The sequence below is a fragment of the uncultured Paenalcaligenes sp. genome, from assembly GCF_947630565.1.
Taxonomy (GTDB): Bacteria; Pseudomonadota; Gammaproteobacteria; order Burkholderiales; family Burkholderiaceae_B; genus Paenalcaligenes; species Paenalcaligenes faecalis.
In genome coordinates this window covers 1-23,240 of sequence record NZ_CANRIC010000034.1, presented here as the reverse complement: position 1 = coordinate 23,240, position 23,240 = coordinate 1, and the positions used below count along the sequence as shown (strand labels likewise).

The window sequence follows — 23,240 nt, the reverse complement described above, 5'->3', positions numbered from 1 at the left end:
GGGCGTGATTGAATATCACGGCGCCTAAACCGATGACAACAAGAATCACCTTGCTTTAGCTGGGTGAGCTTCAATATTAGGATTAAGCCACGTTCAGCCGTTGGATTTTTATGCACCTTTACCCAAAGAGCCTCGCTTACAGCAGATGGCGAAATCCATTGTTCAATCCCCTGATCAACGTAAACGCCTCTCTGATTGGGCTCACCACTTTAACTGCAGTGAACGCACCTTAGCACGCCATACACAGCACCATACAGGTATGAGTTTTAGCCGTTGGCAGCAGCAACTATTGGTTTTGTTAGCGATGCAAAAACTGGGAAATGGCCAAGCCGTAAAGCGCATTACCGCAGATTTTGGCTACGAATCACCTAGCCCCTTTATTGCACTGTTTAAAGCTATTGTGGGAATGACCCCTGGGCAGTTTAGCCAACAACACCTACACCGCCCAATCAATTAACGCCCATCGCGAATCACTGTTCCGACCTGTGCTGCATTGATTACTGCCAATAAATCGCAACTGGGCCTGTATGCCCTGCTGTAACAAAATTGCCAAAATATACAGATAACTGGGTGTGGCTAGCTCTGGGTTTTGGGCTGGATTTATGGTTGGGTCCGTGCCAAAAGCTGTAGTAGCAGGATAGGTTATATAGACATGTCGCCTTGCTTGAGCACTTAGTTTTGTTAATGCCATATGCATGTCTTCGACCAAAGTAGAACGCGAAGCGACTACCACATCACAAATCGGGACATCTGACCAACTGTCCTCCCATGATTTACATAATGTACTAATATTATGCGCATCATAATGAAGGGCATTGGCCTGTAATTTATCTAACATCCCTTTACTGTAATCCAAGGCGTAAACATGTTTTGCTTTAGCTGCGGCTAAAACAGCAATCGCCCCAGCCCCACACCCTACATCTAAGAGCGTATCCGTTTTACCTATATCCATTGCGGATAAAAAAGCCTGTGTGTAACTATTTTCCAAATGGCCTACTGCAATTTTCTGTGCTTTTTGATCCCACGTTGAGGCCTCTGACCGAGGTCTAGCTGCCCGCTGTTTGTGACGAATATATAGCTGAGAAAAATCAATATCATGAATACTTTGCATCATTTAACGTCTTTAAAAATTTAGCGTCTATTTACGCATGTTTCTATCGCCTACAATAGATTATGATAGACCCACTACTATAATAAGCCATTTATTCGACACATCAGGAGCCATCATTTATGTATCGTTTGCTAACCCGCTATACTGCTTTTTATGCTGTGCTAGTCGCAGCTATTGTATTTAGCTTACTTGCCTTATTTAGCAGTGTTGGCTGGTGGCTACTGGCGCTACCTTTTATTGCCCTGAGTGCTTTAGGCATAGTGGATCTTACCCAAACCCGTCACGCCATACGTCGCAACTATCCCGTTATTGGTAATTTACGCTTTTTATTCGAGTTCATTCGCCCTGAAATTCGTCAATATTTCATGGAAAGTGATGATCAACAATTGCCTTTTTCACGGGCAGATCGATCATTGGTGTACCAACGCGCTAAACAACAAGAAGACAAACAACCCTTTGGTACACAACAAGACGTTTATAGTCCTGGCTACGAATGGATCAATCACTCCATGATCCCAAGCACAATTAAAGACATTAACTTTCGTGTACAGGTCGGTGGCCCTGACTGTAAAAAACCTTACTCTCTGTCTGCGTTTAATATCTCAGCCATGAGCTTTGGAGCCTTATCTGCTAATGCCGTCATGGCCTTAAATCGAGGCGCTGTATTAGGAAACTTTGCCCATGACACTGGCGAAGGCGGAATCAGTCGCTACCATAGCAAATACGGCGGAGACTTAATCTGGAATATAGGCTCTGGTTATTTTGGCTGTAGGGATGAAAACGGCCAGTTTTCCCCAGAACGATTTGCTGAGCGCGCCCAGCAAGAGCAAGTCAAAATGATTGAAATCAAACTATCTCAAGGTGCTAAACCGGGGCAAGGCGGAATTTTGCCTGGGGCTAAGGTTACACCGGAAATTGCTGCGGCTCGTGATGTACCCGTTTGGCAGGACTGTATTTCCCCCCCACAACACAGTGCCTTTAAGACACCGGTAGAGCTACTTGAGTTCGTAGCTCAATTACGCGAACTATCTGGTGGTAAGCCCGTCGGCTTTAAACTCACTATAGGACACCCTTGGGAATGGTTTGCTATTGCTAAAGCCATGGTAAAAACCAACATCACTCCCGACTTTATTGTGGTGGATGGTGCCGAAGGCGGCACGGGGGCCTCTCCCGTCGAATTTATGAACCACGTAGGAGTTCCCTTAGTGGAAGCCTTGCGTCTGGTACACAATACTCTGGTAGGTATTGGTCTACGAGAACAAGTAAAAATAGGCGCCTCAGGAAAAATCATCAGTGCCTTTGATATGGCTAGAATCATGGCATTAGGGGCTGATTGGTGTAACAGCGCCCGAGGCTTTATGTTTGCCATTGGCTGCATTCAAGCCTTAACGTGCCACACAGGCAAGTGCCCAACCGGGGTAACAACCCAAGATCCTATTCGACAAAAAGCCTTAGTTGTCTCGGACAAATCACTGCGTGTGGCGAGCTACCACAACAACACACTCAAAGCCCTAGCCGAACTATTACGCGCGGCAGGCCTAGAGCGCCCCTCTGATCTACGTCCTCACCATGTGGCTAGACGTATAGCCAATGGCGAAGTACGCGTTTTATCTGCTATTTTCCCTGATTTAGAAAAAGGCGATTTACTACGCGGAGAGTTCCGCCATACGGTATTTAGACTAGGCTGGCCTATGGCAAACCCTGACTCATTTGAGCCTGAGTACAGCCTTAGTGCAGCCATGTCTGGCTTAGGTCAGGTCAAACCTCCCACCAAAGACAGCTCAGAGCAATCCGAAAATCGTAGCATTTAATCCAAAAAACACATAAACCGTCATATCGTAACAAGGCCCCTACATCATAGGGGCCTTGTTCTATCAAGTCTCAAGCAAAAAACTAAATTCCACCCATCAACATATATTTAGTTTCCATGTAATCCTCAAGGCCATACTTAGCGCCCTCTCGACCCATACCGGACTGTTTAACCCCACCAAAAGGTGCTGCCTCGTTAGATAACAGTCCACTATTGATGGCAACCATTCCGTACTCTAAGGACTCGGCGACTCGCCACACCCGCCCTATATCACGGCTATAGAAATAAGCGGCTAAACCATACTCTGTGTCATTTGCCAGTTGAATGACTTGTTCCTCGGTGCTAAAGCCTCATAAAATAGAGATAATTAATGACGGATTGTCTGTACGCCTACGCCACCATCTATCTCGCCATATACCTCTATGTTGGATTGCCCCGAATGGGTCTGACTCTGTTGAGCACAAGCCGCTAATAACAAGCTAATAGCAATCAAAAAAATGGGTCTCATACCTGTCTCCTAGAGTAGACCTCGGTCGTATAAATACTGTAAACAAACCTCACCATCAACCATATCGGCGGCGAAAATGCCCTGCCCATCTAATTCGTAGGCCTGCAATAGATACTCGGCAGCACGCTCGTGTTCTAGACGCCAATGACATTTACCTAGCATGTAATAGGGATAGGGATTTTCTTTGGACTCAGGACAAGTTAAGGCTTGATTTAGTACGACTATCGCCTCATCAAATAGTTCCAAATGATAATAGGCTTCGCCCATAGAGGCATACAGCCAGAAAGCAGCCTGCCACTGAGAGGCTGGCGTAGGCAATAACTGTAAGGCACTTTGCCACAAAGTAATCGCATCACCGAGCCGACCTTGATCTATGGCCTCATTACCCTGACCTGCCAAATCTTGAATTTCAGCGTATATTGTCTCAGATAACTGCATACCCATTCCTTTTGTCTAAAAGAACATTATGCCTAATCTAGAGCAATTAATCAGCTACAGTGTCTACCCCATCATTAATGCACTCGCTTGCATCTGTTGATCGGAGCTTAGCGTTTTAACTGCATCCGCCAAATCACCCGCCACTTTCATGTAAGCGCCTTCTAGTGACATGATCTCTGTCTGCAGCATCTGCACACGCTGTTTACGCAAATCAGCACGTAACTGAGTATCATTCATCACTTTTTGTAACTCAGTGATTTTAGCCATGAGTTTTTGTTTAATTTCGCGTAGCTTTTTTAATAACTGTTTAATCATGTCTGGCAAGTCACTCTCATCGATATCTTGATTTGAGATCATTGCCCCACCTTTACTACGCATTTTTGCTGCCTCGGATAAGTCCACATGGATATCCGTTGGCTTTTGAGTTAAGGGTAATAATGCCTCTGGTAACGCAGGCGCAGAACTTTTTTGTTGTTGATAGTGAGTGCCTCCGTCTAGCTGTGCATTTAACACATTTGAAACCTGTTTTACTGTCATGACGGCACCCTCTCTATTTATAATGATTCATACCCTAGTAACGGCAACCCAACCAGAATCTATAGACAAACAAAAAGGCATAGCCTTATGAGCTATGCCTTGATGCCGTTATCGTTTTTTGCTTGGTTTAGCTATTAACCGGTACTAAACGAGGGGCGATCATATTTTGAGGTTTCAAAATATCATTCAAGACCTCTTCGTCTAACAGCTGTTCTTCGCGTACCAACTCCAAAATACCTCGACCTGTAGCTAAGGCTTTTTTAGCAATGCGAGTGGAGTTTTGGTAACCAATATACGGGTTTAGAGCTGTCACCAAACCAATAGAGTGTTCGACTAAATGCAAACAGTGGGCTTCGTTAGCTGTGATGCCTTCGATACATAAGTCGCGCAACATATCCATAGAGCGATGTAGCAAGCGAATGGAATCAAACATCTTGAAAGCAATAATGGGCTCCATGACGTTTAATTGCAATTGACCGGCTTCGGCAGCCATCGTCAAGGCCAAGTCATTACCAATAATTTCAAAGGCAACCTGATTCACAGCCTCTGGGATTACGGGGTTAACTTTACCAGGCATAATGGAGCTGCCCGGCTGACGCGCTGGCAAATTGATCTCATTAATACCAGTACGTGGCCCGCTGGACAATAAGCGCAAATCATTACAAATTTTGGACAGTTTCACCGCAGTGCGTTTTAGCATGCCGGAAAACAAGACAAAATCACCCATATCAGAGGTGGCTTCAATCAAGTCAGCAGCCGGTTTAACCCCATGACCACTAATTGCAGCCAAGCGATCCACCGCCAAGTGTTGATAGCTTGGGTCAGCATTGATACCTGTACCAATTGCTGTACCACCCAAGTTAATTTCACACAGTAGCTCTGGCACTAAAGTGCGTAAGCGACAAAGGTCTTCTTCGAGTGTAGTGGCAAAGGCTTGGAATTCTTGGCCCAATGTCATAGGAACCGCGTCTTGCAACTGTGTACGACCCATTTTTAAAATGTGATCGAACTCTTTGGCTTTTGCGGAGAAAGCACCAATCAACTGCTCTAGGCTTTGTAATAAGCGATCATGACCCAATAATAAACCTAAGCGAATCGCTGTAGGATAGGAGTCATTGGTCGACTGAGCCATATTGACGTCATTATTCGGGTCAACTTGCTTGTAATCACCTTTAACGCAACCTAAGTGCTCTAGGGCGACGTTAGCAATGACTTCGTTCGCATTCATGTTGGTGGACGTACCTGCACCACCTTGGATCATGTCCACAATAAACTGGTCATGAAATTCACCTTGCATAATACGCTGACAGGCATGCGTAATAGCACTGTGTTTACATGTGGTTAGGTAACCTAACTGATGATTTGCATCGGCGGCGGCATGTTTTACCATTGCCAAGGCAATCACAAAATTAGGGAAATGAGAAAGCGGTACACCAGACAATTTAAAGTTCTGGGCAGCGCGTAGCGTTTGCACGCCATAGTAAGCCTCTGAAGGGACTTCTAATTGACCTAAAAGGTCTTCTTCGGTACGAGTAGATACAGTTTCTGACACGATAATTTAACCTAAGCAAAAGCTTTATATATAAACGGCGAAAAATTATTTTAAAACGCAAAAAGGCTATAGCGCTAATGTTTTTTTGCGTTTTTCATGCGCAAACGAACATTTTTTTATATTATGAGACAGTTAAGATTATCACCTTAGACGCCACAATCCAAGCCTTGAGCCATGAAACCGATCGCCAACCGTATCTATAAAGCTATTTTCATCGTCAGTCTGATCAGTATGATCACCATGGTGCTGACGCTGTTAATCGCTAATGAAAGCTTAGAGCAAACCATGCTAACTATGCAGCCTGATCTAAGCCAGAGCCCTATTAGCGCGCCTTCGGCCCCTCATAGCCCCTTTGTTTGGCATAGTGAATCTCATCAAATTGCGTATATCCCTAGTAAACCTGATATCAGCGTAACGGCCCCTGCGGTCTTTAGTGCGTTGCAAGATCAAGACAGTGCAGAGGTCAAGGTCGGAGACCAAACCTATTTACTTAATAAACAAGTTATTGAACATGGCACACTGTATGTCGCACGCAACATTACCGCTTTTGAAAAACGAGAAGAACGGTTTAATGCCTTGTTAATCTTATTGGTTTTAGGGATATCTATCCTAAGCTGGTGGTTAGCCCGCATCAGCAGTAGAAAAATATCCACCCCCTTACGCAAGCTAAGCCACACCATTCAACAACTGCCTGTAGGCCCGAATTTACCGCAACTTAAACTGAGTTACCAAGACCAAGAACTGCATGATATCGCCCAAACATTTAATCGTTTTCTAGCTGAGTTAACTGCGTATATGCAGCGTGAAAAGAACCTATTAAACCTAGCTAGCCATGAGCTGCGTACACCTATAGCCGTCATGGCAGGTGCAATTGATGTCATAGAATCCAGAAATCAGCTCGGCCCAGCGGACCATAAAACGCTACAACGCTTAAAACGGGCCAATCAAGACATGGCAGATAACATCAATACGATTTTGCGATTATCTAGGCACGAAGCGCACAGCGATGAAACAGAGATCAATCTAGAGCACCTAATCCATGAACTGCTCATTGATATGAGCTCTGTATATGCCATCAAAGAGCGAGTCCAACTGCACTGTCACGAAACCAGCCATGTCAAAAACAACGCCCTATTAGTCTCTATGTTGCTGCGTAATCTAATTCAAAATGCCTTACAACACACCACAGGTACGATACACATCAACTTATATGCTGATCATTTTCATCTACAAGATCAAGGCAGTGGGCTTACTACGCAACAACAAGCACGTTTAGGTCAAAATCATGCCCCCTCCACAGGGGGGCTGGGCTTATATATTGTGACCTTAATGTGTGAAAAGCTGGATTGGCAATTAACCTTACAAAGCCAACCAAACCAAGGGACTCAGATAGAGCTGTATTTTTCTCAATCAGCTCACCCACCCACCACTTAATCATCTACTCGATATTGACTAAGTGTAATGAATCCACATTGATATAGCCGATGCGTCCTTGATGATTACACACTAGCCACCAATCCCCCCGCTGTGCATGAGTCAAAAAGAGCTGTCGAGGCTCCACCACCCCCACCACCGTACTGTCTCTTTTAGGTCGCCGATAAATCGTCAAGGTTTTATATAAACTGCGACCCTTTTTTTGAAAAAAATGTCGAGGTAGCGGCGTGGGTAGCCAAACGCCATCGTCTGACTGCGTCACCACGTTGTAATCCAACAAGCGCTGCAAAATACGTAATGTATCCCCAGCACGAATCGCCAAATGAGATTGTAAGTCGGCGGGTGTTGCCCGCTGTTCTAGCCAGACCCAATTAGCCGCCTCTGTGATTAAATCCATGCCCAACCCCACCACACTTAACGAAGTATTTTCAACAGCACATAACGCCGACTACTACCCTCCATTATGGTCTGTATCCCATTTTTTTGCAGCTCCGCTAATGCTGAAGGACTCATTGCGATGTAATCACCCGCCGGTATATGGCGCACTTCCGCCAACGATATAGCATGGGCTTGGCCCTGACATAAAACAGCCTTAATACTTGCATACTGCTGGGCATATTGAATCAACATGGCACGACTCTGGTCTGTACTACCGTCATCCACCAAGATCAACTCAAAAGGGTGCGCCACATGCTGCATAATCGGTAACAGACGCTGCACTAGCTGCGGCAATACTGCCTGTTCGTTATAGATAGGAATGATCACACTGATCAATCCGCCATGAGCCAAAGCACGAGGTAATGCGTCCATTGTCTTTCCATATCATTGAAAACAGAATGAAGGCAGGATAGCTCTTTGGGCAGCAAAAATTTGGCAATCAAATATCAAATTTTCATCAAAAAAGCCCTAGTGCTAAGAAAGCGACTAGGGCTGATGTAGGCTGTGAGAATAAATTAACTAAAAAGCACCCGACAACGCATGGTGCCTGGAATATCTTTTAATGCCTGATAAGCCAATGAGGAGTGATCCTGATCCACATCAATCACCACATAGCCCACGGCCTCATCCGTCTGTAAAAACTGACCGGTGACGTTAATCTGATTATCAGCAAACACTTTATTAATCGCCCCCAACATACCAGGCTGATTTTTGTGCACATGCAAAATCCGGTGTTTGCCAGGGTGTGATGGCAAGGCAAGCTCAGGGAAGTTAACGGAAGACACGGAGGTGCCGTTGTCACTGTATTTCACCAGTTTTTGCGCAACCTCAATACCAATATTAGCTTGTGCCTCTTGGGTGGAACCCCCAATATGCGGCGTTAAAATCACATTATCAAAACCACGCAATGGGCTCATGAACTCATCATTGTTTGAACGAGGCTCAACTGGGAACACATCAATGGCAGCACCCGCCAAATGCGAATCTTGAATCGCTGCGGCTAAGGCATCAATATCTACAACAGTACCGCGAGCCGCGTTCATTAAAATAGCGCCTTTTTTCATCGCACGCAGCTGGGGCTCACTCATCATCAGATGCGTGGAAGGCAATTCAGGCACATGCAATGACACCACATCACTTTGGGCCAACACGTCCTCTAATCGATCTACTTGGCGAGCATTACCTAAAGGTAACTTCGTTACCACATCGTAATACACCACATGCATCCCTAAAGCCTCTGCTAGCACCGAGAGCTGCATCCCAATTGAACCATAACCAATAATACCTAGCGTTTTACCACGTGCCTCGTAAGAGCCCGCTGCCGTTTTTAACCATTCACCACGGTGCGCAGCCGCACTTTTTTGAGGAATACCACGCAACAGCATAATCGCCTGACCTAACACTAGTTCAGCCACAGAGCGCGTATTCGAGTGTGGAGCATTAAATACCACAATGCCTTGCTCGCGTGCGGCATTTAAATCGACTTGATTAGTACCAATACAAAAGCAGCCAACCGCAACGAGCTTTTCGGCTACGGCAAATACATCCTTAGTTAGCTGCGTGCGAGATCGGATTCCCACAAAATGCGCATCAGCGATTTTTGCTTTTAGTTCGGCTTCGGACAGCGCACTGGAAATGGACTCAATATTGTTATAACCAGCGGCCTTAAAAGTAGTAATTGCATTTTGGTGCACACCTTCAAGTAAAAGAATGCGGATTTTACTTTTATCTAAGGATGTCTTATTCATCGGTAACCTTTTGTACAAGAAAAATAGAACCATCAAGCCATGATGCTAACACAGCCCAAAAGCGGCTTGTAAATACCCCTACCACCTACATAGACAAAGCCAAATTACGGTATATTGAAGCCTTTGAAATTTTATACATAGGGTATTAACTTGATTAGTAGTCTCAATCAGTTTTTAGGCGGCGAGCTTGTTCGTATTATCTCGTCGGCTCTTGTCATCGTTGTGGCAATTATCCTCAACCATCTAAATGTTCGTTATCAAACCTCACCCGCACGAGCCCAAGCCAAAAGAGGCCAAGGTCGCCAGCAATTAGTCTTAATCAAAAATGTCATTATCCTCAGTGCAGTGAGTTTTATTGTAATGATTTGGGCCACAAAAATTGCAGGCGTGGCGATTTCGCTCTCTGCCTTTGCTATGGCCTTAGTGCTATCGACTAAAGAGTTGATTATGTGTATTACAGGCTACACCATGTTTGCTATGTCACGCCCTTTTAATGTGGGCGATCACGTTGCGCTCAGTGGTATTCAAGGTCTGGTAGTCGATGTAGACCTATTAAACTTAACGCTCTCAGAAACAAATGGATCCCACCAAATCACGGGTAAAACCATTATATTACCTAATAGCGTTTTACTCACGGCGGTGATTACGAATCATTTAGGTTTAGGCGCTTTTGTAGTAGGTACAGTACGCATGGCCGTCCCCTATGCCGTGAATCGACAGGCGTTTAGTGACATTGCTATTGCTACGGCAACCCAGATCTGCGAACCTTGGGCTAATGACTCCCAACGCCATTTTCAACGCTTAGGATCACGCGCTTTATTAGAGGCCCCATCAAATAAAGTGGAGGTTTTTTGGGAGCCAGTAGATACCAAACAGCACTGGGTAGAGATTCGTTTTTTAGTTCCAGTAGCACAACAAGAACACGTCGCTCAACTCATTCAAAATCAAATATGGGAACAATACGGCGAAGAGCTTGCTGCTGTAAATAAAGCATAGAAAAAGGACTTCAGCAATATAAGCCGAAGTCCTTTTCTGTATTGATCTATGGATATAAATGACGACTATTACGACTCGATCGTCACCGTGCCTGCTTTAAGCACCACACCATTTGCCAAACAGTCCCCTACAGGGCATTTTTCAGCAATATAAGTCACAAACTCATCCACTGCGGCTTTAGGAGAAGGGCTTTTGATGTAATAGTGATAACGGACTTCGGTAAAACCACAACGCACATCGGCTTTATCCAAAAACCCATCCAAATCCAAATCACCCTCAAGCTCAACACGAAAATCGTCTAGCTGAACACCAAACTTTTGGGCATAAACCCGTGCCACAATTGCCTGACACGCACCCAATGCACCCAATAGGGCCTCTACAGGATTCATTCCTGTATTTGTTCCACCCAGATCAACGGGCTCATCCAACACAAACTGAAAGCCACGAGCACTTACCTGAACCACCGTACCATTTTGCAAATGCGCGGAGGTTTTAACTTGTTGAACTGCCATAATTGCCCCTAAAAATAAAAAGGAATCGATTCAACTACTTTTAGTGTAAATAAGTTATTCTTTCCAGTGTGCAAAGACGGCATTAATTTGTTCTACAGCAAAAGCCATATCATCTAACTCACCGTCTTCGTGGCAATAACCAAGCTCTCGGCCTAAGTTTCCAAATTCTTTTCCAGGAAAGCCTTGATTAACCCCTTTTTTATTGACTACTATCGCAGACAACAAAGGGCGATTATTCGTATCTTCTTCGGTGGAAATCTCATTCAAATAAGAAGTCAGCGTTTGGCGATCATCCGGATTTTTTAAATTTAGTTTAAGCAATGCTGCTACATCATCATAAAAAACCGTTTTTTGTTTTTTTGCCACATCTTTCAAATATTCAGCCAACACACTAACCGCCACCAGACTCTCCAAGACTCAATGCATCCCCTAAATCCAACCCAGATGCAGAAAAAAAAAGTATAAATAAAGGAACATGATTATACCTTTTTAACGCCTTTTTAGCACCCCATTAAGGACAAATAGCAGTCTATAATTTCAGCCAATGCCCTTAGTAAAAATAAGCGGCTCTTTTTTCTTCTCTACACTGGACAAACCAAACATGTCAGAAAAACCCATGGATCAAGATCAACAAACGCTCTTAGGCATTGCTTTTGCCGATCAAGCCTTATTGTCCGCACATATTGCTATGTTTGCGGCTAAAACTGGCAATCCTCACGAGACTATCGATTTATTGCATGAAATTACCGATGAGATATCAAACCGCTATAACTTATCAGGTGTAGCTAAAGACACCATGAAACTGCGCATCAGTAAAACCATTAGCCTGGCTTCAGCGATTATTGGTAATAAAAATGCTACGACAAGCTCTGACAAGCACTAACAATACAATGTCCCCTCAAGGCAACTGCGGGGACTTCGCTTATTACCACCAAATAGAACGACGGCACAGCAATCTGGATTCCAGCGACACTCACTACTACGAGCCGCGGTACTACCCCCTGCCGCCATGCAGCCGGAACAGATGCCCTATTATTTAGCTAAGGTGCTAAAACCATATGGTTAATATCAAAACCTTGGGCCTGTGCGTAATTAAGTAGCTGCTGTACGACCTCAGGATCTGCGTTCTTGTTTCTGGACAAAACCCATAAGTATTCACGATTAGGCGTACCCACCAACGAGTATTCGTAATTACCCTCTAGCCTTAAAATCCAATAATCACCCCAAACAAATGGCAGCCAAGACATCCACTCTGGGGCAAATCGGACCTCTAGCTTTGCCAAGTTAACCTCACCCGCCTTCGCCAAACGCCCCTCTCCTGACGCAACGGCAACAGAGCCATCCTTTTGTAGGCACTGGTTTGTTACTGAAATGGTTGTGTTTGAAGTTAAGACATACTCAGCCTCTACATCACCAATACAGTCTTTTTGAAAACGATTGGGTAGGCGAGCCTGCTCATACCATTTGCCCATGTATTTATTTAAATCGACATCGGCTTGTGTGGTCAAATTCGAATCCATGGCGGTGCAACCCAGTAAGGTCGCAGCAATTGAAACACATAGAATATTTTTCATGGGCTTTCTTCTTAATGAGATCAATTAAGAATAGCTCTTAAAACCGCTATTGAAACTGATCTGAAATCCATCTAATCCCAAAATAAAAAGGGTATGGCGCAATCGCTATGATTAGCCCTTGGGCATAAGAAAGCCCAAGTAACCCGTAGCCAAATGGGGCTAACAACACATTCAACCAAAAAATACCCATACCCGCAAAACCACTCATTAACGAGTTAACCCAGCGATAGACTAAAAAACCAATCCCAACAACCGCTAGCGGTATAGCCACCCATTGCCAAATCGGTAGGCCTAACACCCAAGTTAAGGCCGGGCCTAGACCAAAAAAACTAGCCACAATATTGACTACACTTAAAAACAGAGCGCCCCCAAGGGCAAAACCGGGAAGGTATTGGAGCATTTTTTAGGTTCTTTTTTTGCAATAATACTTTTGTGCATGTATGCACTTCTTGGTATCGAGCCCTAGCATGACTAAACGGCTGCCGTGTGGCTTCTGAGTCTGCGGTTTTGTGGGCCGGGGACTACCAATGGGTTATGTATTATAATTTGAAGGAATTTTAATCTTGGTTGGTTAGATATGATGATACTCTTAAAAAAGCTACTCTTTAAAATAATCAATAGCATTGTGGTGCTCGCTCTTGCTGTTGTCATCATTGTTGCCTTTTACTTTGGTGTAGGTAACCTACTTTCATCACTTCTGCTGTAGTCGTGTGGCCAATCAGCCTGCGTCCAGTCTTTACGTTAGCGTGAGGACGCTATCAAGACCAACACAGGGGTTATCGTTTCAAAAAATGGCAAAATTATTGAAATTACGGCCGCTGAACTAAAAGACAAACCTCTTGAGCTGCCTTTACAGCCCTAACCCCTAACTCAAAACCCTCATCAAACCCATCTGCATGTGCAGGACTAATCATTAGCCCTATACCTATAGCCACAACAGCTATCACTTTCTTCATATCTCTCTCCGCATTAATTAATACGAAGATAGTACCAACAAAAAGCCCCTCGATTGAGGGACTGAAACTCTAACCAACGACTAAAGCTCGCGCAATGGCGGACAAACTGCTTGCGAAAGTCCCAATTTGGGACCATAATAAATCTATGAGAGTCATCGCTATTAGCACCCTACGTCAATTCTGGGAAATGCATCCAGATGCAGAGCAGCCTATCAAGGCGTGGTTTGATGAGGCGAGCAAAGCCACATGGACACAACCCTCTGATGTAAAAGCCCACTATGGAAACGCAAGCATCTTAAAAAATCGCCGCGTTGTATTTAACATTAAAGGCAATGACTATAGGTTAATCGTTGCCATCGCCTACAAGCTAGGCATCGTTTACGTCAAATTTATTGGCACGCATGCTGAGTACGACAAGATTGACGCTGAAACGGTTGATATGGAGTGAACTATGGAAATCCGCCCTATTCGTACTGAGGCAGACTATAAAGCTGCCTTAAAAGTAGTATCTCGCTTGGTTGAGCTTGATCCAGATATTGATACACCTGAAGGTGATCAACTGGATGTGCTGGCTACTCTTATCCAAGTCTATGAAGCCAAGAACTTCCCAATCGATCTACCAGATCCTATTGAAGCCATTAAGTTTCGTATGGAGCAAGCAGGCCTTACAGCTAAGGACCTTGAGCCTATGATCGGTCGCCGTAACCGTGTTTATGAAATTCTAAATCGTAAGCGCCAACTAACCCTGCCTATGATCTGGAAGCTTCATACAGAACTTGGCATTCCAGCTGAGAACTTGATTCAGCCTCCGGCTGAGTTGGCTCACGCTTAACACTACAAAAAAGCCACCCGTTAAGGTGGCTTCATGCCCTTGATATACAAGGAAAATTCTTGGTGGCTCATCCCTGAATTGGTGAAAACCAAAACCGAACCAGAAAACCCGTTTATTTTCAATGACCTACAAGCTGATTTTTATATTGCAGTAGTTCTTTGTAGCAGTGGCAATGTTTTTTCAGTTAGATTTCCTTCAATAAATCAATCGTTTCTTCTGCCACAACTCTGGTCAAAAAACTCTGCCCTTCTGCTAGCCGTTTTGCAAACTCGTCGGGCGTGTAAATCGTGGGATTAACGATACGTTGTAATTCCAACTCGGCTTGCTCTAATAGCTGCATGACTTCGCTATAGCTCAAGCCATCACCCACTAGCATCACGTCCACATCGCTACCTGCATGCTCACTGCCCTTTGCTATAGAGCCATAAACAAAGGCTTTCTGAAGCTTAGGTAAAATAGGCGCTAAAGTGGATTTTAAAACTTCAGCCACACCAAAAGTTTTCCTCACAATAGTAACCAATTCAGGCATGATAGGAGATGCTTTATTGGCTTGGTAATGGTTTTGATTGCCTTGTTTAGTCATAACCAATAAGCCTGCGTCTGTTAGCTTACTCAACTCACGGCTAATCGCTCCACGTCCCATATCAGCCAGACGTACTAGCTCATTCAAATAGAAGCTTCTATCAGGCTGTCCAAACAATAAAGCCAACACTTTTTGCTGTGCTTTAGTAAAGAGTGCGTCACCGATGCTTGTTCTCACTAGACACCCCTCGAAAAGACCCAATATGGGTATGATAAGACCTAAAATGGGTCTAGTCTAGCAGAACCCCATTCATCCAGATAGCTAAGGCGCTCATCACCACTCCGTCTGTGGCCGTGTGGCCTCTACGGGGGTGCTATGGTTAGACCGGGCCATGCCCAATATCAGACTATAATGAGAACCACGTGGATTACCCCCTCCTTCTCAACCATTAAAACCAATACAGACTATCTATGAGCGAGACTAAGCGCGTCATTATTATTGCTGGCCCCAACGGAGCGGGTAAAACCACTTTGGCTCGAACCCTTCTCGCGCCCCTTAAAGACTCAATTCGGTTTATTAATGCGGATTATATCGCGGCCGGTTTATCGCCTTTTGACCCAGAGCTGGTAGCTATACGAGCCGGAAAAATCATGTTGGAGGAAGTGCAAAATTGCTTTCATCGTGGTGAAAGCTTTGCCATTGAAACCACTCTAGCGGGTAAAGGGTACTTAAAGCATATTAAACGTTGGCATGAGGCGGGTTATCACGTCAGTTTGATTTTCCTCTCGCTTAACGATGTTAATATATCTATTGAACGTGTTGCTAGACGTGTGTCACAAGGAGGACACCATATTCCTACTCCCGTTATACAACGTCGATTCAAAGCGGGTTTAGCGAATTTTCATAATCACTATAAGCATATCGTTGACACATGGACCCTCTACGATAACTCTGAACACACGCCGTTATTACTGGACTGGAAAGAAAACCAATGAGAGCGATTGACCTAAAACAAGCAAAAGACCCTTTCATCCTTGAAGCTTTTGATGCGCTTAAACGCGCTGCAAATCTAGCTCGTGAAGACGCTATCAAGACCAATACAGGGATTATCGTTTCAAAAAACGGCAAGATTATTGAAATTACGGCCGCTGAGTTAAAGCAAGAAGCCCTGATTTCAAAAAAAAGCGCTGAGTAGTGAAGTGCGGGAGTTAGACCGGGCGTGGCCCGGCCTTCACAGGGGGAGTCTCTCTACCCCTCCAAATAACCCAACGCCACTCGCATCATTTTCAAGTTCAATGCACGCTGCTCCCCGTATAACTCGTATACCGCGTCTTCGCTCAATACCCCACATTTAACGCTATCTAAGGCGCCCTCATCCCTCGCTTTCACGTCCTCATGCCACTGCGCACTACCGTAATACGCCATGAGCTCGCTAAAGTCTGGCTGAAAACGCTGCCATTCAGCGATGAGCGCTTCTAAGTTGCGCACTAGCTCTGCGCCATTGTCTAAGATGGCTTCTTGGTGTTGGATGTTTGCGATTTGCTTGGTCATGGTGACTCCTCCTAATAGTAGCTTTATGACTTGTTTCTGTACCACAGAATAAACAGGCCATTAAAGCCTTAGCCCGCATGAGCGATGGTAGCTACCTAATGACGCAACGTTACATTACCGTCACTGCTGGCGGTTGTGGCATGTAAGAGAGACAAAGCATGAGTAACAATAAAGCCCGCGTTTGGATCAGTACCACTACGCCTAAACTTGGTGAATTAGTCCGCGTACGTGCATTGGTCACCCACCGCATGGAAACAGGCTTTCGCCTTACTGGCGATGGGAAAGCTCCTGCTCGCAATATCATCCATACCTTTGAGGTCAAACTCAACGACCAGCTGCTTTTTAGTTGGTCGCCCGAGACTGCTATATCTCAAAACCCATATATAGAATTTACTTTCAGAGCTAACCAAGCTGGTAGACTCAGCATGCAATGGACCGATGACGAAGGTCAGGTCATTACAGACGACCTTGAGCTAAGCCTTAGTGCTTAGATTTTAAAGGGTATTACCATCATCTTCATGTGCCGTTCTAACACGGCACATGTGATTTTTATTTTAGTGCCATGTCTACTTTAGCTACTTATTCTCATTGGGCGCTGGGTATTGCGGTTCTGGGGCTCAGCACCTTTTACCAGCCCACTTTTGCTCAAAAAACCTTTGATATCAGTGTGTTGTCTGGTTCGTGTGCCAATTGCCACGGCGCCGAGGGTCGATCCAACACCATTATTCCCTCTTTGGCAGCTCAGCCCGAAGCCCTGTTACGCGAAAAGCTCTATGCGTTTAAATCCGACGCCCTTCCTGCAAACACCACCGTAATGAATCGCTTAGTCAAAGCACTAAGTGATGAGCAACTGGACGCGCTCGCCGTCTACTTTGCCCAGATTCCAGCCACACCCGTCTCAGGAGCGAATTAAACATGAACACTTTAAAAAACCTCTCAAGACGTCAATGGTTACAACGAGTCGGCGGTACGACCTTAGCAGGTACAGTTTTACTTTCTGTGCCCTCCTTTGCTCGTGCAGCCCAACCTAACGTAGTGGTGATCGGCGGCGGTTTTGGTGGTGCTACCGCCGCTCGTTACATTAAACGTCGCTATCCCCAAGCCGACGTCACTCTGATCGAGCCCAGCAAACACTACTATACCTGCCCTTTTAGCAATTTATATTTAGCAGGCTTACGTGAATTCGATGAACTCGGCCATGGGTTTGAAGACCTCAAAGCACAAGGTATTCATGTGATTCACGACCTGGCCACGGTCGTAGACGCCGACAAAAAACAGGTGCAAGTGAGCACAGGTCAAGCACTCAGTTATGACAAGCTCTTGCTAGCACCGGGTGTGGATATTAAGTGGAATGCCCTTGAAGGCTACGATGAAGCGGCGAGTTTATTGGCTCCGCATGCTTGGAAAGCCGGCCCTCAAACCCAATTACTAAAAGAACAACTCGAAGCCATGCCTGACGGCGGCGTGTTTTTAATGGTCGCCCCTGAGAACCCCTTCCGCTGCCCTCCCGGACCCTATGAACGCGCCAGCATGGTGGCTCATTACCTCAAGCACAACAAGCCTAAATCTAAAATATTGATTCTAGACGCCAAAGACAACTTCTCTAAACAAGGTCTATTCCAACAAGGCTGGGAACAACATTACGGCGACATGATTGAATGGGTGCCTTATTCCCAAGACGGCAAGGTCATACGTGTGGACGCCGGAAAGCGTCAGGTGGAAACCGAGTTTAGCGAAATTCATCAAGCCGACGTGCTCAATGTGATTCCGCCGCAAAAAGCCGGTGCCATTGCAGCGGCTGCCGGCGTTACCGATGCCAGCGGCTGGGTTCCTGTACACACCGATACTTTCGAATCCAAACTGGTGCCTGATATTTATGTAGTGGGCGATGCCACCATTGCTTCGCCTATGCCTAAATCTGGCTTCTCCGCTAATGCTCAAGCTAAAGTCGCAGCAGCTGCCATTGTGAACTCGTTACTAGATCAACCCACCGCTGAACCCTATTTCGCTAACACCTGCTACAGCTTAATTGCACCTGAACACGGTATTTCAGTCGCTAATGCTTACGCCCTAGAGAATCAAAAACTCATTGAAACCTCTGGCGGCGTCAGTCCCATCGACGGTGATGCCACTTTCAGACAACTTGAGGCGGAATATGGCTCTGCTTGGTATCAAGCCATTTCTGAAGACATTTGGAACTCACCCTTAGCCAAGGTCAAATAAATTGGAACATAGCGCTTCTTTAGTTTTAGGATTAGGTCTGCTCATTGGAGTCACATTTGGCGCTGTGGGTCAGGTCACGGACTTCTGTTATTACCGTGGCCTCAAAGAACGTTGGACTAAACAGCCGGGGTCAAAACTACAAAGCTTTGCCCTCGCCTTAGCCGTAGCCCTACTCGGCACGCAGCTCAGTGTGGCTCTAGGCTGGCTAGACCTAAGCCAAACCGTTTACCTCAACCCCCGACTATCGTGGTTAATGCTGCCTTTAGGCGGACTGTTGTTCGGTTATGGAATGGCCTTGGCCAACGGCTGCGGAGCGCGTGCTTTAGTTCTACTGGGGCAAGGCAACCTGCGTTCCCTAGTGGTCTTGTTGTTTTTAGGGATCTCCGCCTTAGTCACCTTGACTGGCTTATTGGGGGGCTTACGTCTAGCAATAGCCAATCAAACCGTACTTAACTTAGACCATGTTAGTCCTGCCCAGTGGGGCTCTCCCTTGATTTGGGCGGGCCTAGCCGCCGCCTTATTACTGTGGTTTGCTCTAAAAGCCCCTGCCTCTGAGCACCGTACTCGTAATCTCATCGGCGGCGCCCTCATTGGCTTATTAGTGACCGCAGGCTGGTTAACGACCGGCTGGCTGGGCGTAGATCCGTTTAACCCCGTTGCACCCAGTTCATTAAGTTTTGTACTGCCCGTGGGCGAAACCCTCCAATACGCCATGCTCGCAACCGGTATGAATTTAAAGTTTGCGTTAGTGGTGGTGATGGGCTTGGTGCTAGGCTCCGCCCTCAGCGCTTTACTGCGGGATGCACCATAGGCCAAGGTCTTAGTGGCATTTCCACCCTAGCCTTTGGCTCGGTCGTGACTTTGGTATTTATTAGTCTAGGCGCGTGGTTGCATCACCTACGCACCCAGATAACGAGGTGAAAGTTTGCTATTGATACGCTCTTGGTCACGCGTGTGCTCTTCTACCTCTCTACACATAGATTGCCCCCTTTTGTAGTGGTCAAGTAAAACTGGCCACCAGTTTATCTTGCACGCAATGAAAAAGCCCCGCGTTTTTTAACGAGGGGCTTTTAAGAATTCTTGGTGGCTCATCCCTGATTCGAACAGGGGACCTGCGGATTATGATTCCAATACAATAAATAATAAAATCAAAGCGTTAAGTTGTTTTTTGCACCGCATCAACCTTATTTAATAGCGTCCCAAACCCTTGTATTGTCACGCCTCCCATCTTAAATGCGGAGCAAAAATACTACATTTATATAGGTCTTATCTTCCCTTGCCCACCCATTTAGCTGCATAAACCAAATTAAATGCTAAATACCGTTTTCTGCATGTGTATTTAATGAGCCAGAGGACGTACTGCTAACTTATCAGACTTGGCAAAATGCAATGAGGTTGAAAGAGTTTATGGTGAGCGTGAAGCGTATTTTGATACACGTGTAGAGTGACAAGTATATGAGCAGCACAATTTAATTTGGGTCGACTCCCCCCTCATCTACGTGTTAACTTACTTTATGTGTAGAACTTAAGGCATATTACACACATTAGAAAAATCAATAAAACTCTATGAGAAAATTATGGTTAACAACAATCTTTCAATAAATAAAGTTCAAATAAAAAAATTTAAAATAACAGGGTTTAAATCAATAAACCGTACGGCAATGGTTTCATTTCCGTCAGAAAAAGCAACTATTATTTATGGTGACAATGGCTGTGGAAAGACCACCTTTCTAAAGGCTATAAGCTCATTCTTAGCTCAAGATGATTCCGCCCTAAATGACTTAGATATAAAATCAATAGATTGCGAGATAGAGCATAATAATAAAACTCAAACTGTTATAGTCAAAAAACAAGAGAACGGGTATAACTGGGAAAACTTCAACTTAAGTCCTCTAGCTAACACCAAATCGCTTTCTCTAGGGGTTGAACGTGGTGTTAGCACCCAAACAACAACCGTCGACCCAGAGTATATATTAGAGTTTTTAACTAGCCCAAAAATCTCAAGCGTCCTTGGACACTCCCCTAACAGAACTTCGCACTCATCACGCCGACAACAATTCATCCATTTAGCAGAAGAACTCTCACGACACCTACGCCTCAGACAATCAACAAGATCTCGCTATCGACGTCAAACTGGTGAAATAGATACAAGCAAGCCACATTTATACTTACAAAATATAAAAATAGAAAATATAGAAGAGCTACTTTTACACCGCTATCGAATAGCCAAATTCACAGCCACAAAAAAAATACAAAGTGCCTTATTTGATACCATAGCAGTAGCCATAAATACTGAAGAAAACTCTAACTTTACGCCAAAAAATATTAAAAATGATGATTTAGCTGATAGACTTTTAGAAAATAGAAATAGAATAAAAGAAGCCTTAGATAACGGCGAGGACAATAACTTCAAAAGCAAAATAATAAGTATACTAAACTCAATAGATGATAAAAAAGAACTTCAAAAAGTCATAGAACATAACTTATTAAGCCAACTATTTAAAAACATGCTAGACGAACTAGAGATGGAAAAATTAATCCTAGGCTCTATTAACCTACTAGTAAGCAAGTTCAACAATTACTTAATTAATGAAAAAAAACTTATTGTCAATGAGTATGAGATATTTATAGAGATAGATGAAAACAAGCATTCTTTAAATGATCTATCTAGTGGGGAAAGGCATATTTTAACTTTCCTAGCTCTTGTTTTGTTTGAAGGTAGAGATAGGGATTTCTTAATAATAGATGAGCCAGAAATATCTCTAAACATAAAATGGCAGCGAGATTTAATATCAATTTTCTCAGAACTTTTACCAGAAACTCAGATTATTGTAGCCTCACACTCTCCAGCGATAGCTAAAAGAAATCCAAACTTCCTATCAAAGCTAAATGTTTGGAGAGATTAAAATGACAGATATGCGCTATGAAATAGATGAAATATTGAACGAGTCGATAATGACAGGCGTTCCAAACATCATCGTCGAAGGAGTAGATGACGTTCCTATTTACTCATCATTATCTTCACATGCACAATGCATAGCTGAAGTATATGCAGTAGAAAGCATATCTGGATTTGGGGAGGGCTGCACCCATGTGATCAATGCAATAGAAGATCTAGAAGAAATAGCTAATCACAAACATGACCTAAGTACGCATATTTTAGGAATAATAGACAAGGACGTAAGAGACTTTAGAAAAGAGCTACCAACTTCAGAATCCATATTAACCTTAAAATATTACTCAATAGAAAGCCACTTCATATCAATAGAAACGATAAAAAACAACCTTCATCTTTTCATAAAGGCTTCAGAAAATCTTATTGATGAAAATCTTTGTAAGTTAATGATGAATGAAATAGAAAAAAAACTATTGAAATCATACTATTATTCTTTAGAGTCATTAAAAAAATCCTTAGAAAAAGAATATGAGTCAGTCTTTTCATACTCCTTCAAAAGAGGAAAAATGAAAGATGAAAACATAATAAAAAAAATCGAAGAGAAAGAAAAAACACTAGATGAATTTGCAACAAAACAAGGAGTAAATAAAAACATCCAATCATTAAAATTAATAAGCAATGGAAAATGGTTAATTGATATCTTTTCCGAAGAAGTATTAAATCAAATAGAAAAACTGAAGAGCCTTTGCCAAATAGGAAGCATAAAAAAATGTCCATCTTGCAAAACAACAAACTACGACAAATGTTTTTATAGAAAAAGAGATGGAATTCATTCAAATACCATTAAAAGTATAGCCATGGCATCTGCTGAAGGAGATAATTTTCAATATATTATTGAGCGTATTGCACAGCTAAATCAATAAAAAACCATCCGTAAAATATAAAAAGTCAAGTGTAAACCAGTAGCTATGAACCAATCCAATCAGTCCATACGCTACTGCCTCTACTAAAACCACCTAGTTTCTCGTAAAACAGTTTTCATATACCAACTCATTAGCTAAAACCCACTCCTGATAAGAGCGCTCTAACTTGTTATCCTCATCAAAAGAACTAACGCTCAATAGTCCTTATATAACCCTGCAACCCATTCACTTTATCAGCAAGCCTTGCAGCCTCTGCTCCCATTTGCTCATAGTCTCCGATACACTCGATAAGTACTCCGATCCCGTCGGCTCCGGACTCATCAAATCCGCTGCTGGGGTCGGAGTGTTGGGCATTACGTAAGTCGTTGAGCAGCCCGACAATACGAACACGCTGATCAGACACCAGCTTTTGAGCTGCTTCACGTTCCAGCACGGCTTGTCTATACCCTGCATCGGCCCTATCTTTCGCATACTGCATCCCCTGCTCTATGGCTATTTTAGATAGCACAGCGTTAACTTTTTCTGCATTAACGCCCTGCCTATATTGATGCTGGCCATAAAAGCGAATACCTAAAAAAAGAGCCGCTGTCATTGCGGCCCCTACTCCTATTTGCTTTAGCATGTCACACCTCTTTTAGCGCATCGGCATAGCATCCTTCCCATGTCCGTAAATGCGGC

Annotated in this window: 31 protein-coding genes and 2 pseudogenes; 16 read left to right on the top strand and 17 right to left on the bottom strand. The window is 44.2% G+C overall.

From position 1 onward, the window contains the following. The first annotated feature begins 100 nt into the window (after positions 1 to 100). Positions 101 to 457: an AraC family transcriptional regulator gene (locus Q0Z62_RS07555; protein ID WP_298052947.1), complete on the top strand. Its 357-nt coding sequence runs from the start codon at positions 101 to 103 to the stop codon at positions 455 to 457. Here the strand turns inward: Q0Z62_RS07555 and Q0Z62_RS07550 are convergent. Beyond that, positions 437 to 1,114 (bottom strand): class I SAM-dependent methyltransferase, encoded by a 678-nt coding sequence (locus Q0Z62_RS07550; RefSeq protein ID WP_298052945.1) that lies wholly within the window; start codon positions 1,112 to 1,114, stop codon positions 437 to 439. The genes Q0Z62_RS07555 and Q0Z62_RS07550 overlap by 21 nt on opposite strands. Positions 1,115 to 1,230: 116 nt before the next feature. Between Q0Z62_RS07550 and Q0Z62_RS07545 the strand changes: the two genes are divergently transcribed. Next, complete coding sequence (locus tag Q0Z62_RS07545) at positions 1,231 to 2,922, top strand: FMN-binding glutamate synthase family protein (protein WP_298052942.1); 1,692 nt, start codon at positions 1,231 to 1,233, stop codon at positions 2,920 to 2,922. An 82-nt stretch (positions 2,923 to 3,004) separates the two neighbouring features. On the opposite strand, the pseudogene Q0Z62_RS07540 reads toward Q0Z62_RS07545, so the two are convergent. From Q0Z62_RS07540 to Q0Z62_RS07520, 5 genes and pseudogenes are all read right to left on the bottom strand, one after another. Continuing rightward, a pseudogene (locus tag Q0Z62_RS07540) lies at positions 3,005 to 3,262 on the bottom strand (aldehyde dehydrogenase family protein); the annotation flags it as partial. Positions 3,263 to 3,288: 26 nt separating this feature from the next. Beyond that, positions 3,289 to 3,429: a hypothetical protein gene (locus Q0Z62_RS07535; RefSeq protein ID WP_298052940.1), complete on the bottom strand. Its 141-nt coding sequence runs from the start codon at positions 3,427 to 3,429 to the stop codon at positions 3,289 to 3,291. Between the two features lie 9 nt (positions 3,430 to 3,438). Continuing rightward, positions 3,439 to 3,867 carry a tetratricopeptide repeat protein gene (locus tag Q0Z62_RS07530; RefSeq protein WP_298052937.1) on the bottom strand — a complete coding sequence of 143 codons (429 nt, stop codon included), beginning with the start codon at positions 3,865 to 3,867 and terminating at the stop codon, positions 3,439 to 3,441. A gap of 63 nt (positions 3,868 to 3,930) precedes the next feature. Next, positions 3,931 to 4,404, bottom strand: a complete 474-nt coding sequence (locus Q0Z62_RS07525) for a hypothetical protein (protein WP_269899952.1) — start codon at positions 4,402 to 4,404, stop codon at positions 3,931 to 3,933. 127 nt (positions 4,405 to 4,531) lie between these two features. Next, the gene (locus Q0Z62_RS07520; protein WP_269899953.1) at positions 4,532 to 5,956 is read right to left on the bottom strand and encodes an aspartate ammonia-lyase; all 1,425 of its coding nucleotides are present in this window, start codon (positions 5,954 to 5,956) and stop codon (positions 4,532 to 4,534) included. A 174-nt stretch (positions 5,957 to 6,130) separates the two neighbouring features. Between Q0Z62_RS07520 and Q0Z62_RS07515 the strand changes: the two genes are divergently transcribed. Further along, positions 6,131 to 7,390 (top strand): HAMP domain-containing sensor histidine kinase, encoded by a 1,260-nt coding sequence (locus tag Q0Z62_RS07515; protein WP_298052930.1) that lies wholly within the window; start codon positions 6,131 to 6,133, stop codon positions 7,388 to 7,390. Between the two features lie 4 nt (positions 7,391 to 7,394). Here the strand turns inward: Q0Z62_RS07515 and Q0Z62_RS07510 are convergent, their stop codons facing one another. The 3 genes from Q0Z62_RS07510 to serA form a co-directional block, all read right to left on the bottom strand. Beyond that, positions 7,395 to 7,787 carry an SH3 domain-containing protein gene (locus Q0Z62_RS07510; RefSeq protein WP_269899955.1) on the bottom strand — a complete coding sequence of 131 codons (393 nt, stop codon included), beginning with the start codon at positions 7,785 to 7,787 and terminating at the stop codon, positions 7,395 to 7,397. 17 nt (positions 7,788 to 7,804) lie between these two features. Next, complete coding sequence (locus tag Q0Z62_RS07505; RefSeq protein ID WP_298052926.1) at positions 7,805 to 8,200, bottom strand: glycosyltransferase; 396 nt, start codon at positions 8,198 to 8,200, stop codon at positions 7,805 to 7,807. A gap of 143 nt (positions 8,201 to 8,343) precedes the next feature. After that, positions 8,344 to 9,576: a phosphoglycerate dehydrogenase gene (gene serA / locus Q0Z62_RS07500; protein WP_298052923.1), complete on the bottom strand. Its 1,233-nt coding sequence runs from the start codon at positions 9,574 to 9,576 to the stop codon at positions 8,344 to 8,346. 150 nt (positions 9,577 to 9,726) lie between these two features. On the opposite strand from serA, the gene Q0Z62_RS07495 reads away from it, so the two are divergent. Continuing rightward, positions 9,727 to 10,572: a mechanosensitive ion channel domain-containing protein gene (locus tag Q0Z62_RS07495; protein WP_298052920.1), complete on the top strand. Its 846-nt coding sequence runs from the start codon at positions 9,727 to 9,729 to the stop codon at positions 10,570 to 10,572. Positions 10,573 to 10,640: 68 nt separating this feature from the next. On the opposite strand, the gene Q0Z62_RS07490 is transcribed toward Q0Z62_RS07495, so the two are convergent. After that, positions 10,641 to 11,084, bottom strand: a complete 444-nt coding sequence (locus Q0Z62_RS07490) for an OsmC family protein (RefSeq protein ID WP_298052917.1) — start codon at positions 11,082 to 11,084, stop codon at positions 10,641 to 10,643. A 54-nt stretch (positions 11,085 to 11,138) separates the two neighbouring features. Next, positions 11,139 to 11,498, bottom strand: a complete 360-nt coding sequence (locus Q0Z62_RS07485) for a hypothetical protein (RefSeq protein ID WP_298052914.1) — start codon at positions 11,496 to 11,498, stop codon at positions 11,139 to 11,141. Between the two features lie 187 nt (positions 11,499 to 11,685). On the opposite strand from Q0Z62_RS07485, the gene Q0Z62_RS07480 reads away from it, so the two are divergent. Further along, positions 11,686 to 11,967 carry a hypothetical protein gene (locus Q0Z62_RS07480; RefSeq protein WP_269899961.1) on the top strand — a complete coding sequence of 94 codons (282 nt, stop codon included), beginning with the start codon at positions 11,686 to 11,688 and terminating at the stop codon, positions 11,965 to 11,967. Positions 11,968 to 12,124: 157 nt separating this feature from the next. On the opposite strand, the gene Q0Z62_RS07475 is transcribed toward Q0Z62_RS07480, so the two are convergent. From Q0Z62_RS07475 to Q0Z62_RS07465, 3 genes are all read right to left on the bottom strand, one after another. After that, entirely contained in the window at positions 12,125 to 12,658 is a 534-nt protein-coding gene (locus tag Q0Z62_RS07475; protein WP_298052910.1) for a lipocalin family protein, read from the bottom strand. Between the two features lie 46 nt (positions 12,659 to 12,704). Continuing rightward, complete coding sequence (locus tag Q0Z62_RS07470; RefSeq protein ID WP_298052908.1) at positions 12,705 to 13,058, bottom strand: hypothetical protein; 354 nt, start codon at positions 13,056 to 13,058, stop codon at positions 12,705 to 12,707. 409 nt (positions 13,059 to 13,467) lie between these two features. Next, complete coding sequence (locus tag Q0Z62_RS07465) at positions 13,468 to 13,614, bottom strand: hypothetical protein (protein WP_298052906.1); 147 nt, start codon at positions 13,612 to 13,614, stop codon at positions 13,468 to 13,470. A 145-nt stretch (positions 13,615 to 13,759) separates the two neighbouring features. On the opposite strand from Q0Z62_RS07465, the gene Q0Z62_RS07460 reads away from it, so the two are divergent. Both Q0Z62_RS07460 and Q0Z62_RS07455 read left to right on the top strand, forming a co-directional pair. Beyond that, positions 13,760 to 14,062: a type II toxin-antitoxin system HigB family toxin gene (locus Q0Z62_RS07460; protein ID WP_298052904.1), complete on the top strand. Its 303-nt coding sequence runs from the start codon at positions 13,760 to 13,762 to the stop codon at positions 14,060 to 14,062. Between the two features lie 3 nt (positions 14,063 to 14,065). After that, positions 14,066 to 14,446, top strand: coding sequence for a helix-turn-helix domain-containing protein (locus Q0Z62_RS07455; RefSeq protein ID WP_298052901.1), 381 nt, complete (start codon positions 14,066 to 14,068; stop codon positions 14,444 to 14,446). A gap of 184 nt (positions 14,447 to 14,630) precedes the next feature. Here the strand turns inward: Q0Z62_RS07455 and Q0Z62_RS07450 are convergent, their stop codons facing one another. After that, positions 14,631 to 15,206, bottom strand: a complete 576-nt coding sequence (locus Q0Z62_RS07450; protein WP_298052896.1) for a nucleotidyltransferase domain-containing protein — start codon at positions 15,204 to 15,206, stop codon at positions 14,631 to 14,633. 233 nt (positions 15,207 to 15,439) lie between these two features. Here Q0Z62_RS07450 and Q0Z62_RS07445 point away from each other — a divergent pair, with 233 nt between their 5' ends. Together Q0Z62_RS07445 and Q0Z62_RS07440 are read left to right on the top strand one after the other, a co-directional pair. Beyond that, entirely contained in the window at positions 15,440 to 15,964 is a 525-nt protein-coding gene (locus Q0Z62_RS07445; protein WP_298052892.1) for a zeta toxin family protein, read from the top strand. Then, entirely contained in the window at positions 15,961 to 16,164 is a 204-nt protein-coding gene (locus tag Q0Z62_RS07440; RefSeq protein WP_298052889.1) for a hypothetical protein, read from the top strand. Before Q0Z62_RS07445 ends, Q0Z62_RS07440 begins: the two co-directional genes overlap by 4 nt. 53 nt (positions 16,165 to 16,217) lie before the next feature. Here Q0Z62_RS07440 and Q0Z62_RS07435 read toward each other — a convergent pair whose 3' ends face one another. Further along, positions 16,218 to 16,520, bottom strand: a complete 303-nt coding sequence (locus tag Q0Z62_RS07435; protein WP_298052885.1) for a DUF4298 domain-containing protein — start codon at positions 16,518 to 16,520, stop codon at positions 16,218 to 16,220. A 59-nt stretch (positions 16,521 to 16,579) separates the two neighbouring features. Between Q0Z62_RS07435 and Q0Z62_RS10730 the strand changes: the two genes are divergently transcribed. The 7 genes and pseudogenes from Q0Z62_RS10730 (at position 16,580) to Q0Z62_RS07405 (ending at position 22,562) form a co-directional block, all read left to right on the top strand. Then, a complete protein-coding gene (locus Q0Z62_RS10730) occupies positions 16,580 to 16,666 on the top strand; it encodes a hypothetical protein (protein ID WP_367180554.1) in 87 nt (28 codons plus the stop codon). A gap of 12 nt (positions 16,667 to 16,678) precedes the next feature. Next, positions 16,679 to 17,011, top strand: a complete 333-nt coding sequence (gene soxZ / locus Q0Z62_RS07430; RefSeq protein WP_298052882.1) for a thiosulfate oxidation carrier complex protein SoxZ — start codon at positions 16,679 to 16,681, stop codon at positions 17,009 to 17,011. 71 nt (positions 17,012 to 17,082) lie between these two features. Further along, a complete protein-coding gene (locus Q0Z62_RS07425) occupies positions 17,083 to 17,433 on the top strand; it encodes a c-type cytochrome (RefSeq protein WP_298052879.1) in 351 nt (116 codons plus the stop codon). A gap of 2 nt (positions 17,434 to 17,435) precedes the next feature. Then, the gene (locus Q0Z62_RS07420; protein ID WP_298052877.1) at positions 17,436 to 18,743 is read left to right on the top strand and encodes an NAD(P)/FAD-dependent oxidoreductase; all 1,308 of its coding nucleotides are present in this window, start codon (positions 17,436 to 17,438) and stop codon (positions 18,741 to 18,743) included. A 64-nt stretch (positions 18,744 to 18,807) separates the two neighbouring features. After that, positions 18,808 to 19,664, top strand: a pseudogene (locus tag Q0Z62_RS07415) (YeeE/YedE thiosulfate transporter family protein). Positions 19,665 to 20,320: 656 nt separating this feature from the next. Beyond that, positions 20,321 to 21,649 carry an AAA family ATPase gene (locus Q0Z62_RS07410; RefSeq protein ID WP_298052875.1) on the top strand — a complete coding sequence of 443 codons (1,329 nt, stop codon included), beginning with the start codon at positions 20,321 to 20,323 and terminating at the stop codon, positions 21,647 to 21,649. A gap of 1 nt (position 21,650) precedes the next feature. Then, positions 21,651 to 22,562 (top strand): hypothetical protein, encoded by a 912-nt coding sequence (locus Q0Z62_RS07405; protein WP_298052873.1) that lies wholly within the window; start codon positions 21,651 to 21,653, stop codon positions 22,560 to 22,562. Positions 22,563 to 22,749: 187 nt separating this feature from the next. On the opposite strand, the gene Q0Z62_RS07400 is transcribed toward Q0Z62_RS07405, so the two are convergent. Next, the gene (locus Q0Z62_RS07400; RefSeq protein WP_298052870.1) at positions 22,750 to 23,184 is read right to left on the bottom strand and encodes a hypothetical protein; all 435 of its coding nucleotides are present in this window, start codon (positions 23,182 to 23,184) and stop codon (positions 22,750 to 22,752) included. Positions 23,185 to 23,240: the final 56 nt, after the last annotated feature.